Origin of the sequence: Micromonospora mangrovicola (assembly GCF_047200535.1) — a bacterium.
GTDB lineage: Bacteria > Actinomycetota > Actinomycetes > Mycobacteriales > Micromonosporaceae > Micromonospora.
The window spans coordinates 32,896-47,279 of sequence record NZ_JBJZOG010000054.1 but is presented as its reverse complement, the minus strand read 5'-3'; the positions used below and the strand labels follow the sequence as shown (position 1 = coordinate 47,279).

The window sequence follows — 14,384 nt, the reverse complement described above, 5'->3', positions numbered from 1 at the left end:
TAGATCTGCTGGCCGGTCTTGGGGTCATAGCGGACCTGCACGGCCACGATCTGGTCGGTGGGCAGGACCTCTATCCACTGGTCGAAGACCTGATAGGGCTCGGCCGGGCGGAAGCCGCCCTCGAGCGGGTCGAAGCCGGTCTCGAAGACGCGCTCGCCAGCGCGGACGTTGTCGATGTTCCGGTTGGCCGTCCGAAGGCTGGTCGCGAGCAGGAGCAGGACCTGTCCGACGGTCTTGTTCTTGTACTCGTCCGGGTCGCCGTCCTGGACCACGTACGGCCGCTCGAAGACCTCGTCGCCCTCGATGCTTTTGAGCAGCTTGAGCGCGCAGACCTCGTGGCCGGGCCGTACCGGGAGCACGGCCTTGGTCCAGGCGGCGTTGAGGAACTCGTTGCGTCGCTCGTCACCGTCGATCTGGATCAGCCAGCCCAGGGAGCTGCCCGTCGGCGCGGGTTGGGTCTCTTCGGTGACGAGGTAGTTGATTCGCCATTCGGGGCCGGCGTTCCCGTCGGGATCAAGCGCGTTGTTCTGGTCGGTGAAGGAATACCAGCTCGCCACCGTCTCCCCCGGGACGAGAGCGGGTTTGTCCTCCGTCCCGGGCGGATAGGCGGGCAATGGGTAGCGCCCGACGCTGGACTTGGTCGGCTCGGGTGGAGCGGGGGACGGAGTCGACGGCGGAGTCGGCGTGCTCGGCCGCCAGAAGTCGGGGGCGACGAAGTACAGCATCTCGTCCACATCGAAGATCTGCTGGATCAGCTCCGAACCGAGGTGCGGGTCCTGGCCGAGATTGATGCGGCGGATCAGTCTCCTGAAGACCGTGTGCCGTTCTTCCTTGCGCAGATCCTCCGCGGCGCGCGATCGCATTGTGCTGACTTTCTTGAGCCGCTCCCGTACGGCATTGCCGTAGGCCTCGTGCTGCGCCTTGGCGACCTCTTTTTCGTACTCGGCCATGACGGCTGCGTTGGCGTCGTCGATGGCCTTCTTGGTCGCGGCCGTCGGCGTGTAGACGATGGAGGCGTCGAACGGGAGGGATTTCTTGGTCTGGAAGTTGGCGTAGGTCAGTCGCAGTCCGAGGACGTTCGTCGCCGGGTCGGGGTTGACGCCCATGTTGAGATCCGTGGCGTTGATGGTGAACTGCACTTGAGCACCGTGGAAGTCGATGGAGGGCTTGACGTCCTTCTTGATCTCGAAGCCGTCCGGAGGGGCCGGCAGGGGGAAGTCGAACCTGAACAGGATGATGTCATCGACGCCGGGGGAGTCCACGTTGATCCCGTGGTCCTGGTTGACAGGAGAGGTTGTGTAGGTTTGGTCCGCGTCCTCGTCGCCCTGAATCACGCGGAACGGCAATGACAAGGCGTGGGTCACCTTCTGATCCTGCGGGTGGGGCTGGCGCTCGGGCTTCGGAATCCCGGTCAGGTCCGGCGCGGGGACCATGTCGACCATGTCTCCCAGCCCCAGGTGGCGGCCCGGCTTGTCGATGTACACCTGCCAGGCCAGGCGGGTGCCGATGTGTTGAAGCTGTACGCCGACCTTACGCATTTTGCGCCGCAACTCGTAGTTGACGAGTTCGCTACCGGCCGGGTTCTGCAGGATGTAGCGACGGCTCGAGGTGTCGGTCGTCTCGGTGACCGTCTTGAAGGTGGTCTTGAAGTTGCGTCTGATCTCGCTGGTGAGCTTGGAGCTTTGGGTGCGAGTGTGCTTGTGAGTCTGCTCCGACGAGCGTTCGCGGGTGCTTTGAGTACTGAAACTCGCGCTGGCGTCGGCATGGAAGATCGGAGCGTTGACGCCGCCGGTCGCGCTGATGCCTAGTTTGGTGTCGTTGGCGTTGTCCTCCTTGACCGCATCGGCCACATCGTCTTGCTCGGTCAGGCTCTCCTCGGTTTTGCGGGAGGTCTCCACCGCCTGCTCGGCGGTCCTTTCCACCAGCGTGCGCCGGGTGCTGGTCTCCACCAGTTCCACGGTGCCACCCGGACTAAGCCACACGTGCCCGCTGGGGCCGCCCATGAAGGAGTCGAACTCGAAGAAGTACTCGCGGAACAGGTTGACCAGTCCCACCGGCGACAGCACACCCTGCAGCCCCATGCATTCGTCGGCGAGTGCCGCAAGCGCACCCTCCTCCTGCAGCATGCGGGCCGCGGCCTCGGCGATGTTGGCACGTTCGAGGTATCGAGCCTGGTCGCCCAGGGTGTGGGAAAGCGCCCACAGGGTGTTCTGCGTGCCGAACCATCCGGCCAGCGGCTGGTAGACCCCGAAGACCTCGCTGGCATACGGCAGTGATCCCTTGAAGTCCGACAGCGGCCGTCCGTTGAATGCAGGCCGTCCCGGTATCGGCGCGGTCATGACTTGCACCGGGGCTTGAGTGCCCGTCGGGCTGGTCGCGAAGGCCAGCGGCGTCACGGGCTGCGCGGCGGGCATCTTGACGAGGATGACTTCGCTGCTGGACTCAGCCGCGGGCGCGACGAAGGAGATGGTCTGCGTGCCTGCCGGCTGAGCTTGCCGGCCGACGTACTGGCGAGTCGAGTTCGGGACCCGCAGTAGAAAGGTGCCCTGAAGTTCCGGTATTTCCGGGTACAGAGCCGGGTTTCGTACGTCGACATCGCGCGGCAGGCCGAGCGCGATGCTTAGTCCAGCTGGGATCTCCCCCGGCGGACTGGGATCGATCCTGTAGGACCAGAGCCGGAGTGCGGTGTCGCCGCTTGGAAGTGGTGCCCTACCCGTAAAACTTACGACGATCGCCATGCGGTCCCCCGGCTCTGGATGTGCAACCAGAATAGTCACTCACCGTAATCATGTACGTCCTTGTCGTTGACATTGCGGCTCCTGCCGTTAAGCCTGGACGCGATGGCGAGGGCGACGTTCGCTAGCGAACGTCCCGCGGAAAGCCGCACAACGCGGTCATGGACTTCACCAACGGCAGCAGAGCCAGCCCCTGGGCCGCGGAGGGACGACTTTGGCCCCGTCTGGGGAGGCTGGCAGCCCTTGTGGGGCCTGGCGAGGGGATGTGCCCGGCGTCTCTGACGTAGGCCGGGTTCGGGCGGAGCCCCGAGGTATTCACGTGGAGGGACGAGGAGGACTGGTCCGGCAGCGGACCGCGGGCCATCCTTTGAAGCTAGCGCAAACGTCGCTACTTAAGGGACAGGCACCAGGTTGCCCGAGCTGTCCCGGTGGTAACTGCCCTTGCTTTGTCCATCGATGGATTTGTTCTTGATCCACTGTTGGGAATAGCTGTGCAGGACGTTCCGCTGTTTTTCCCATTGCATAAAGTGTCCGGTGTTGTCGATTGAAATCATCAGCTTGTCAGCGCCCTGGATCGCGGGGTATAGCCATCTGCAGTCGAAGGGGGGCCCCGAGTGCTCCACCTGGGGCGCGGTAGAGGAATCAAGTAGTGGCCTGTCGTCAGGCCCTCTCGTAATCACTTGGGTGTCGCTGGTTCCGTACACAATGGCCACTGGCACGTCAGAGCCGAGGTAGTGATCGCCTTCAACCATGGCCTTGTTCCAGCCCCACCACAGCCGCGTTGGGTACCGAAGGACGCCTTCGACTTGACTACCCCAATCGGCGCCTACCGAGTCGTGCTTCATGATCTGTTTCCAAACCGTGTCTTCGATGTGGGGATCCCGCTGCGCACCAAGTCTTTGGTCGTAGTCCCATGCGGCCACCGTTTCTGGCTTGCCTTGAAGCTTGAGCGGGAAGCCGAACAGTCTAGGTGCCGGGGTGGCCGGTTCGTCGCTCAATCCCCATGGCGGGAAGGCGGGTGCGAGCAGGAACAAGCTGCCGACCATTGCCGGCCACTCCATCGCGGTCCGTCCGACGATGAAAGACGCCCCGGAGTAGCCGACGAGATGAATAGGCCCCGTTACGCGAGTCGAGATCCAGTTAAGAACGGTCCAAAGTTCGGCTATCTCGCTGTTCGAGTCGGTCAGGTGACGCGGATACGGATACGGCCGGACGGAAAGAGGCGGGGCGGTGATGGGCCTTCCGTACAGCTTTGACATGTCACTTCTATCCGCATTGAATACGTCATCCATTACAGTGGGTCGCGTCGAGTCGCCGAGCCCTTGAAAGTCCATGTAGAACACACGGACCCCCGATTCCGCCAAGTGCTCGGCCCACCCTTTGCGACCTGCCCATCCACCGAACACCGGGGCAGCTGGCACGCTCCTGCCAGCCACCATAAGGGCGACGGGAGCCTCTGTTGCTCCCGGCCTGGGGTCATACTCCACCACGGAAAGTTGGACCCGTTGACCCCGGTTCGCATCAAGGGTCGAAAAGTGATCCACAGACCATGATGTAACCGTCACGGCAATCCAATCAAGAGAGCTGGCGTGTTCACACAATCTTGAATGACCGATCCAGCAGCGGCGAACCATCAGACCAACGGTCACCCAGATGAGCGATTGGCACAGGGGCACCGCCCCGGCAATCGGCCGGCGACGCAGGCCCGACCAACAGCCGCATCCAGTCCAAAGGCGCTTCGTAAGGGACTTTCTTGATGCTCATCGACTCGTTGGCGGGTCACCGCGATGATGCCGGCGGCGCGGGCCAAGCTGGCGCAGCTGGTCGGGTACAGATCGGTCACGGACCCGGCCGTGGCACCTTCGCGCGACTGGAGGATCCGCTATCGCTACCGGGGCAACGCGCCCGGCTCGCCGCTCCCCGTGGTGGGACTGGGCCGACAGCCAGGGGAGAGCCAACCCCACTGGCTCGCCCGCCCGCTGCGCCGTGCGGGGCCGTCCTACCGCCCGGCGGCCGGCAGCTCGTCGACGCCGAGGAAGTCCCCAACGATCCGCCGCACCGGCTCGTGGTGCCGCCGCGTCGCGTGCACGTACACGTTCAGCGTCGTGGTCACGCTCGCGTGCCCGGCCATCGTCCGCAGCGCCGCCAGGTCGACGCCTTCGGTCGCCAGCAGCGTCAGCAGCGAGTGCCGCAGCCCATGCATCGTCATCCGCCGCGCCAGGCCCCGCTCGCGGGCCAGGTCGCGGATCTTCACCCACCGGTCCGTGTAGAAGTCCTCGTACCGCCAGTGGTTGCCGCGCGGCGCCACGAACACGAACTGCCGGCCCGGCTCGCGGCTGGCGGCCGCGCACCGCTCGGCGACCATCCGCGCCACCGCGGCGGTCAGCGGCACCTCCCGGTAGCCCTGCTTCGTCTTCGGTTTGGGCTCGACCACCCACCGCCGGTTCACCTTCCGCAGGACCTGCACGATGGACACCGTGCTGCGAGCGACGTTCACCGCCCGGGGTGGCAGGGCGCTCACCTCACCCCAGCGCAGCCCGGTCGACAGCTTGCACAGCAGCAGGTCCGCCGCCTCCGGGTCGACGGCGTACGCCGCCTCCAGGAACAGCCGGGCCTCGTCGGGGCTCTCCAGGATGTCCCGCTCGGCGCGCGGGCCCTCCGGCAGCGGCAGGCCGTCCATCGGGTTGGCCGTCCGCACGGCGGGCTCGCCGTCCTCGCCGGGCCGGCACGCCGCCTTGAAGATCGGCACCACGCTCTCCCCCCGGATGTTGGCGATCGTCTTCGCCGAGAGGCCGGCGTCGCGCAGGCCCTGCTGCCACTCGCGCATCTCCCGCCGGGTGATCTCGACGATCGGCCGGTCGCCCAGCCGCGGGAAGACGTGCTTCTCCAGGCGCTCCCGGTACTTGCGCACCGTCTCCGGGTGCGGCTTCACCAGCTGGCCCAGCCACTCCTCCGCGTACGCGCGGAAGGTCACCGGCTGCTCGCCGGGCTCCGGCGCCGGGGCGGCCACGCCGGGAAGGAGCTCGGCGAAGCCGTGCTCGGCCAGCTGCTCCGGCGTCGGCATCCGCTCACCGGCGGACTCGACCAGCGTCCTGAACCGCTTGGCGTCGGCCAGGTACTCGAACGTGCGGCTGCTCCACGGGTTCTCGCGGCGGCCGCCCTCGCGCCACTTCACCCGCCACCGGCTGCTCTTGCCGTCCTTCGTGGTCCTCTTCTCGACTGATGCCACCGTTCCTCCACGTGAACGCGGCGGCTCGACCCGGTGTCCTGCGGGCGCCGCCGCCGACGCACCTGTATGCGCAACAGTGGGACGGTAACCGTCTCGCCCGGCCGACACAAGATCGCCCCGGCTGCAGGGCTCGTCCAGGCCCGTGTTCCCACGGTGTTCCCACGGCGGCATCAGCCCAGGAAACGATGAAGGCCGCCGACCTGAGTAATGCCAGGTCAGCGGCCCAAAGCCTGCTTCGTTCGATTGGTGTCCGAGGGGGGACTTGAACCCCCACGCCCTATACGGGCACTAGCACCTCAAGCTAGCGCGTCTGCCATTCCGCCACCCGGACTTGCTCGTCCAGCCTACCCTGTCGGCCGAGGTGATCTTCTCACCGGTTCGGCCGCCCGGGTGGGCCGCACGGGGCATTACTGTACACGGCCCAGATGGATCATGCACATTGCCACCCGTGAGCCGCGTTTCCGCAGGTCAGGGCAGCGACTCACGGGTACCTCAGGATGGGCGATACCGGATCCTCCGGCCCGGGTAGCGTGCGAGCCCCCATTCCGGGCAGCATTGCTCACGTGTCACACCCCTCCCCCCTGGCCGCCGCTCAGCATCAGGCCCTCGCGCTGCGCTCCGCGGGCGATCTGGCCACCGCCCGCCGACTGCTCACCGACGCGCTCGCGGCGGTCCGGCCGGCGTACGGCGAGGATCACCCCGACGTGCTGGCCACCGGCCACATGCTGGCCCGGCTGCACCGGGAGGCCGACGACCCGGCCGCCGCCCGGCGGGTGCTGGAAGAGGCGTACGCGGCCGGTGAGCGCCGCCGCGGCGAGGCCGACCCGCTGATGCTCGCGCTCAGCTTCGACCTGGCCGGCGTCGCGGAGGTGCTGGGCAACCGGCACGAGGCCCGCCGCAACTACCACCGCGTGGCCGCCGCCGGGCCCGCGGTGCTCGGTCCGGACCACCCGGCGGTACGCGCGGCGCGCCAGTATCTCGGCGGCTCCGCCGCCGCTCCCGCCCCACCGTCGGAGCCGACCGCCCTCTCCGGCCCGACGGTCTCGATGCCGGTCCTGCCCCACCCGCACCAGCAGCCGACGCCCGGGCCGGCCACGCCGGCTCCGTCCCGCCCGGCGCCACCCGCTGCCCACGTGCCGAACGCCCCGCGTCCCGCCCAGCCCGTCGTCGGCGCGGAGTGGGCCCCGCAGGCCGGACAGGTTCCGGGGTACGGGCCGGCGTCCCCCTGGGCGCCTCCGACCACCGCGCCGGGAGGCCCGCTGCCCCCACCGCCCACCGTTGCCGGGTCGCCTCGGCCCGGCGCGGCCGCCGCTCCTGCCCTGCCGCCACCCCCGGTCATCCCGGCCCCGCACACCGTGACCCCGCCCCCCGGCCCGGTTCCGTCGACGCCCCCGGCCCCGCAGGTCGCGCGGCCGCCCGCGCCGGCGCAGCCCGTCACCCCACCGACGGCCCCCACACCCCCGCCGGTGTCCCAGCCGCACCCGTACGCCGCAACCCATCCCGCTCAGCCAACGAGGCCGGCCCCGCCCCTTCCCGGTCCGCACCCGGTTGCCCCGCTCCCACCCGGACCGAATCCGGCGCAGACCGGCTCCGGCCCCCACCCGACCACGCCGGTTCCGCCACCACCGGCGGCACCGGACGCCGGCGCCGCGCTCCGGCCGCAGGCGTCGGGAGGACCCGTGCCCACCCCGGCGGTCGTACCGCCATCGGCCGCCCCGCTCCCACCGGCACCGGTGATTCCGGTTCCGGCGGCACCGACCTCGGGCGCGGGCGGCGGCGCCGTGCCGCCGCCGCCCCGCGTCCCGGCGCCCACCCCCGCACCGCCGGCCGCCCGTACGCTTCCCCCGCCGCCGGTGATTCCAGGACCGAACCCCACGCCGACGTCCGCGCCCACCTCGGCGCCCCCGGCGTCGCCCGTACCAGCGCCGGTCGCGCCTTCGACAGCCGCCGGCGGGCAACCCGGCCGGACGGACGAGGCCGACGCGCGGCCGTCCGACCCGTCCGGCGAAACTCCGCCGACGCGGGGCTGGGACAAGCCGACGATCCAGGTCCAGCAGATCGGGCCGCTCCTGAAGGATGAGCTGGAACGCGCCGGCGGGCCCGCCGCCGGCCCGGCGGCTTCGGCCGCTCCCGTCAGCAGCCCGCCGGTCAGCGGACCTCCTGTGAGCGGACCGCCGGGGGGTGGTCCGCCGCAGAGCGCTCCACCGCTCCAGGCCCCGCCGGGCAGCGAGCCGCCCCGGAGCAGCTCGCCCGTGGACACGACGCCGATCGGCTCCCCTCCTGCGGACGACGCGCCTGCCAGCGCATCGCCGGTAAGCGGCACGCCCTTCAGCGCACCACCAATCCACAGCGCCCCACCGGGCCACAGCGCACCACCGGTCAATGCGCCCCCCGTCAGCGCGCCGCCGATCAGTGCGCCGGCGAGCAGCGGCCCACCATTTCCGGCGCCGCCGGCCAGCGCGCCTCCCTTGGCCGGTCCACATCCTGGTCCGCCGATGCCGATTAGCACGCCGCCCGCGCCGGCATACCCGGTGAGCGCCCCGCCGACCCCGGCATACCCGCCAGTGAACACGCCGCCCGCGCCGGCGCATCCGGTGAGCGGGCCGCCGGCCCCGGCGAACCCGCCGTTCGGTGGACCGCCGTCGGCCGCGCCGGTCAGCGCGTCGCCGGTGCCGCCGTGGGGGCTCACCGCGCCGCCGTGGAGCAGCACGGGGCCGTCTCAGCCGGTCACCGACCGGCCGGCCGGCCCGGGTCCGGAAGCCGGTGCGGACGAGGACGGGGAGACCGACCGGGGTCCGGCCGACCCGACGATGCCGAGGCCGGCGGAGCTGGAGGACGAACGACCGCGGTCGCTGCCGGTCTACGACGAGTTGCTGGAGTTCCCCGAGTCGGCGGAGCCGGCCAGCGGGCCGCAGGCGAACCCGGAGCAGGGGGCGTGGCCGGCGGTGCCGGCGCCGTTCCACCAGCCGCCCGCGTACCCGGTGGCGGAGGAGGAGCCGGAGCCGCGTGGCCGGAACCGGGCGGTGGTGGCCGTGGCGGTCGGCGCCGCGGTGGTCGCGGTGGCGGCGGCGGTGGGTGTGGGCGCGGTGGTGCTGAACCGTGACGCGGCGCCGGCGCCCGGACCGGCGCCCGCGACGGGCGGGGTGAAGCCGAAGGTGAGCGGCCCTCCGCCGGGGGACCTGAAGCTGCGGGACGACGGCGCCACCATCACGGTGACCTGGACGGACCCGAGCGACGGCGGCGTCCCGTTCGTGGTCGCGGGCGGCCGGGCCGGGCAGAAGCTCGGGGTGATGGCCACGGTGGACGCGGGGACGACCACGTACACGGTGAACGGGCTGAGCCCGAAGTTGGACTACTGCTTCACGGTGCTGGCGGTCTACTCGACGGACACCTACGCCACGTCCGGTCAGGTCTGCACCGACCGGGAGCCGGGCGGCACCCCGCCGAGCTGACCGATCGTCCACGGGCGACACGCTGAGTGTCCACAGCGGTGACGGTGCGGGTTACCCGATCGTCGGCCGGCCCCTATGATGGCTCCCGGCTCTGGGGAGGGTCGACCACGCGCGGGACGCCTCCCCCACCGACCTTGGGAGGCAGCCGGCAGTGGCAACCATCGAGGACGTCACGAGCACCGGGGCGGAAGCCCCGCGTACCCGTTCCCGGCGGATGCGGGGCGGACTGGTCACCATCGGCACGGTGGCCGCGCTGCTGGTCGCGATGGGGTTGACCGTGCTCGGGCTGGGCGCCGCCGACAACGCCGTGGCGAACTACGACGCCGCCTCCTGGTTGTGGAGCACCACCCGCAGCGAGGTGGCCCGGGTCAACGGGGTCACGGCGCGGGTGGACACCCGGATGGAGGTGCCGGGCGCGCGCCGGCACCAGATGCAGGTGGCCCAGACCGACCGGCTGCTGATCCTGCGTGACCTGAACACCGGCCAGGTCAGCTCGCTGGATCTGGCCACCCTGCAGATCACCGCGACGACCCCGACCGCGCCCGGGTTCGGCGTGAGCGTGGCGCTGCACGAGGACTCGGCGTTCGTGGTCGACGCGGTGCAGGGCATCGTGCGGCAGCTCGACCCGCGCGCGCTGGCCCCGGTCGGCGAGCCGGTGCGCTACCCGCCGGGGATCACCGGCGGCGCGTTCGACGGGGCGGGCCGGCTGTGGATCGCGGTGCCGAGCGAGGGCACGGTGTCGGCGGTGACCGCCGCCGAGCTGCCGAAGACGCCGGGCGGCGCGCCGGCCGCCGGACTGAGCCCGAAGCAGGTCGAGACCTACGAAGTGGCCGAGCCGAGCCACGAGCTGGTGGTGTCCACGCTGGACGACGGCGTCGCGGTGCTGGACCGCACCTCCGCCTCGCTGGTGACCGTGCGGGGCGGCCGGACGACGCGGGCCGACCTCACCATGTCCGCCCCGGGTAACCTCCCGGTCCGGACCAGCGGGCCGCAGGTGCCGGTGACGGTGCCCGGCGAGCGGAAGGTGCACGTGGTACGCGACGGCGCCGATGTGCGGCAGTTCACCGTGCCCGGCGCGGGTGACCGGCTCACCCCGGCGGTGGCCTGGGCGGGCCGGTTCTACGTCGCCGACGAGGACACCGGCACCGTCTACTCGTTCGACGCGAACGGGCATCTGGTGGACACCATCAAGGGCTCCGGGCGACCCGGCCCGATGGAGTTGGAGGTCCGCGAGAACCACCTGTTCATCAACCCGCCGAACTCGGGCACCGCGCAGGTGGTGGACGACCGCAACCAGGTCCGCGAGGTCAACAAGTACGCCAACGACGTGCTCGGCGGGGACCCGCCGCCGGCCCCGCTGCCGCCGCCCCCGCCGAAGAAGCCGAAGGTGGGCAAGCCCGGCGCGCCGCGCCGGGTGACCGCCGCCGCCGGCGACGCGTCCGCGCGGGTCAGCTGGCAGCCGGCCGCCTCGAACGGCGCCGAGATCACCAAGTACGTGGTGGAGGGCGGTGGCCAGCGGCACGAGGTCGGCGCGAACCAGCGCGCGGTGGAGATCACCGGCCTGACCAACGGTGAGACGTACACGTTCGAGGTGCACGCGGTCAACGCCAAGGGCGACGGGCCGGGACGCCGGAGCAACCCGGTCGTGCCGACGGCGGAGGTCCCGGACCCGCCGGCCGCCGTGACGGCGGAGGCGCGCCCCGACGGCACGGTGCTGGTGAAGTGGCCGGCGGCCAACGGGCAGGGCAACACCATCGCCCGGTACGCGGTCACCGCCACCTCGGCGGGCGCCACCGCCCCGGCCGGCGAGTCGGCGAAGACCGAGCTGGTGATCCCGGCCGGCCAGCTGGAGTACGGCACCCAGTACGCGTTCACCGTCATCGCGGTCAGTGACAAGGGGGCCGGTTCGAAGGCGTCCCCGGTGAGCGACACGGTGGTGCCGTTCACCGCGCCCGGGGCGCCGACCGAGCTGAAGGCGTCCACGGTGGCCGACCAGCCGGGCACCGTGGCGGTGCAGTGGGCGCCGGCGGTGGAGAACGGCCGCCCCGTCACAAAGTACCTGGTGGACGTGGGCGGGAAGACCAGCGAGGTGACCGACACCCGGGCCACGGTCGGCGGTCTCGGCGACGGGCAGAGCGTCACGGTGAAGGTGAAGGCGGTCAACGAGGCCGGTCCCGGCCCGGAGGCCAGCACCACCGCGCGTACGGTCGCCGCGCCGCGGGTCACGGTGACCGGCTCGTCGGCGGACGCCACCTCGGTGACGGTGTCGTTCACCGTGGACGCGGGCGGCGGCAACGCCACCTGCTCGGCGGCCACCGGCGGGAGGACCGTCAGCGGCAGCTGTTCCAGCCTGCGGGTGACCGGGTTGACGCCGGGCACCTCGTACACGGTGACGGTGACCGCGACCAACGCGGCCGGCAAGGGCACCGCCACCAGGGCACAGTCGACGGACCCGGTCTACGGCATCGCCACCTGCCACAACGGCGCCTCCGGTGACACCGCGACCTACTGCGACGCGGACGTGGCCGGACGCAACGGCAACGAGATCTTCTCCGTGCCGCAGCAGATCAACGCCAAGCAGGTCGGCTGGGCGAAACCCGGGACCCGGCTGCGGGCGTACTGCAAGAAGCAGGGCGAAGAGGTGTACGCCTACATCTACAACAACGACAAGCGCAGCACCTGGTGGGTGCAGGTCGAGTGGTCCGGGAAGAACTACATCCCGTGGGCCTGGCTGAACCTGGAGGGTGGCGACAACATCAACATCCTGCCGACGTGCTGACCGCGCCACCCGAGGGAGCACCCCCGCACGTGAACACCCCCGAACCGCTCACCCAGGCGGAGGTGCAGGGCTTCGCCGCCCTCGCCGGCCGGCTGGCCGAGAACGTCAACGCGGTCGTGCTGGGCAAGCCGCAGGTGGTCCGGCTGGCGCTGACCGCGCTGTTCGCCCAGGGTCACGTCCTGCTCGAGGACGTGCCCGGGGTGGGCAAGACCACCCTGGCCCGGGCCGTCGCGGCGACCGTGAAGGGCCAGTGGCGGCGTATCCAGTTCACCCCGGACCTGCTCCCCTCCGACGTCTCCGGGGTGACCATCTTCAACCAGGCCACCCGCGGCTTCGAGTTCCACCCGGGTCCGGTCTTCGCCAACATCGTCATCGCCGACGAAATCAACCGGGCGTCGCCGAAGACCCAGTCGGCGCTGCTGGAGGTGATGGAGGAGCGGACCGTCACGGTGGACGGCGTCCGGCACCCGGTGCCGCAGCCGTTCCTGGTGGTGGCCACCCAGAACCCGGTGGAGATGGACGGCACCTACCGGCTGCCCGAGGCCCAGCTCGACCGGTTCCTGGTGAAGCTCTCCGTCGGCTACCCGGACGAGGAGGTAGAGGTGGAGGTGCTGCGCGGCGCCACCGTCCGCTCCCCCGACTCGCTCAGCGCGGTCACCGACACCGCCACCGTCGGGGAGATGGTGCGGATGGCCCGGCGGGTGCACATCGCCGAGCCGCTGTACGCGTACGCGGTGCGGCTGGCCGCGGCCACCCGCACGCACCCTCAGGTGCGGGTCGGGGTCAGCCCGCGCGGTGTCATCGCGCTGACCCGGGCGGCCTGCGCGTACGCGCTGATCGACGGGCGGGGCTGGATCATGCCGGAGGACCTGAAGACCCTGACCGAGCCGGTCTTCGCGCACCGGCTGCTGCTCACCCCCGACGCGCAGGTGCGCGGCGTGACCGCCGCGGAGGTGCTGCGCCAGACCGTCGCCTCGGTGCCGGTGCCGCTGCCGTCGGGCCAGCCGGCCCCGGTGCACGGCTGACGGCACGGTCGTGGGGATCACCGCCCGGGGCATCGGGCTGCTCGGCGCCGCCGCCGTCCTGCTCGGCGTCGGCTTCCGGTACGCCTACCCGGAGCTGGCCGTGCTCGGTGCGGCGGCTGCCGTCGCCGTCGGGTACGCCCTGGTCACGGCCGCCTGGCGGCCCCGGCTGACAGTGCGGCGGGTGGCCGACCCGGACCGGGTGGCCCGGGGCGAGCCGGCGGTGATGACGTTGACCGTGCGCAACACCGGGCGGCTGCGGGCGGCGAACCTGGTGGCCGAGGACCGCTGCGGCGGCCACCTCGTCCCGGTACCGCTGCTGCGGCTGCGGCCGGGCCGCGACACCGAGGTCCGCTACGACGTGCCGACCCACCGCCGGGGTGTGGTTCCGGTCGGGCCGCTGCGGGTGATCCGGCGTGACCCGCTGGGCCTGGCCGCGCTGGCGCGCTCGTACGGCGATCCGGTGCCGGTCTGGGTGCATCCGCGCATCCACCCGTTGCGGGCGGTGCCGACCGGGGCCGGGCGCAGCCTGGACGGGCGGACCGACAGCGTGCCGCACGGCTCGATCACCTTCGACTCGCTGCGCGAGTACGTGGTCGGCGACGAGCTGCGTCGGGTGCACTGGCGGACCAGCGCCCGGGTGGGCGAGTTGATGGTCCGGGAGAACGTGGACACCAGCCTGCCGCGGATCGTGGTGGTGCTGGACAACCGGGCCACCGCCCACCCGGAGCTGGTGGACGGGGTGGTCGAGTCGTTCGAGTCGGCGTGCGAGGCCGCCGCGTCGGTGGTGGCCGCCGCGGCCCGGGAGGACCTGCCGGCGAGCCTGCTGCTGGTCGTTCCCGCCGAGGAGGAGGCGACGGGCCCGCTGGACCGGTTGGCGGCGGTGGAGCTGACCGGGGGCGGGGAGGACGTGCTGCGTACCGCGGTGAGCCGGCTGCGGCAGGAGCGGCTCGGCGACACGCTGGTCTTCCTCACCGGGCCGGGCGCCCGGGGCGAGCTGGGGCAGGTGGGCGCGCTGCGCGGCCCGTACCCCTCCGTGGTGGTGGGTGTGTTCGGCGCTGACGACCCGACGCCGGCCGGCGCGGCGGGCCTGACGGTGGTGGATGCCGGCGACGGCGCCGAGTTCGCCGCCGAGTGGGACGGGATCCGCCGGTGGTGACGGTGTCG

Annotated in this window: 7 protein-coding genes, 1 tRNA gene and 1 pseudogene; 5 read left to right on the top strand and 4 right to left on the bottom strand. The window is 71.4% G+C overall.

The genetic code is table 11. The features are described 5' to 3' along the window. From ACL02O_RS21065 to ACL02O_RS21050, 4 genes are all read right to left on the bottom strand, one after another. A partial coding sequence (locus ACL02O_RS21065; RefSeq protein ID WP_412819824.1) for a hypothetical protein occupies window positions 1–2,738 on the bottom strand: 2,738 nt, incomplete at its 3' end. Window positions 2,739–3,127: 389 nt separating this feature from the next. Continuing rightward, window positions 3,128–3,994, bottom strand: coding sequence for an alpha/beta fold hydrolase (locus ACL02O_RS21060; protein ID WP_412819823.1), 867 nt, complete (start codon window positions 3,992–3,994; stop codon window positions 3,128–3,130). 740 nt (window positions 3,995–4,734) lie between these two features. Then, on the bottom strand, window positions 4,735–5,964 hold the full coding sequence (locus ACL02O_RS21055) for a tyrosine-type recombinase/integrase (protein WP_412819822.1): 1,230 nt from the start codon (window positions 5,962–5,964) through the stop codon (window positions 4,735–4,737). A 244-nt stretch (window positions 5,965–6,208) separates the two neighbouring features. After that, window positions 6,209–6,295: transfer RNA gene (locus ACL02O_RS21050), tRNA-Leu, on the bottom strand. 166 nt (window positions 6,296–6,461) lie between these two features. Between ACL02O_RS21050 and ACL02O_RS21045 the strand changes: the two are divergent. The 5 genes and pseudogenes from ACL02O_RS21045 to ACL02O_RS21025 form a co-directional block, all read left to right on the top strand. Further along, window positions 6,462–6,701, top strand: a pseudogene (locus tag ACL02O_RS21045) (tetratricopeptide repeat protein); the annotation flags it as partial. Between the two features lie 1,758 nt (window positions 6,702–8,459). Next, window positions 8,460–9,416 carry a hypothetical protein gene (locus ACL02O_RS21040; RefSeq protein WP_412819830.1) on the top strand — a complete coding sequence of 319 codons (957 nt, stop codon included), beginning with the start codon at window positions 8,460–8,462 and terminating at the stop codon, window positions 9,414–9,416. Between the two features lie 151 nt (window positions 9,417–9,567). Continuing rightward, window positions 9,568–12,195, top strand: coding sequence for a fibronectin type III domain-containing protein (locus ACL02O_RS21035; RefSeq protein ID WP_412819821.1), 2,628 nt, complete (start codon window positions 9,568–9,570; stop codon window positions 12,193–12,195). A gap of 29 nt (window positions 12,196–12,224) precedes the next feature. Beyond that, window positions 12,225–13,220: an AAA family ATPase gene (locus tag ACL02O_RS21030; RefSeq protein WP_412819829.1), complete on the top strand. Its 996-nt coding sequence runs from the start codon at window positions 12,225–12,227 to the stop codon at window positions 13,218–13,220. Window positions 13,221–13,230: 10 nt separating this feature from the next. Further along, window positions 13,231–14,376, top strand: a complete 1,146-nt coding sequence (locus ACL02O_RS21025) for a DUF58 domain-containing protein (protein ID WP_412819820.1) — start codon at window positions 13,231–13,233, stop codon at window positions 14,374–14,376. Window positions 14,377–14,384: the final 8 nt, after the last annotated feature.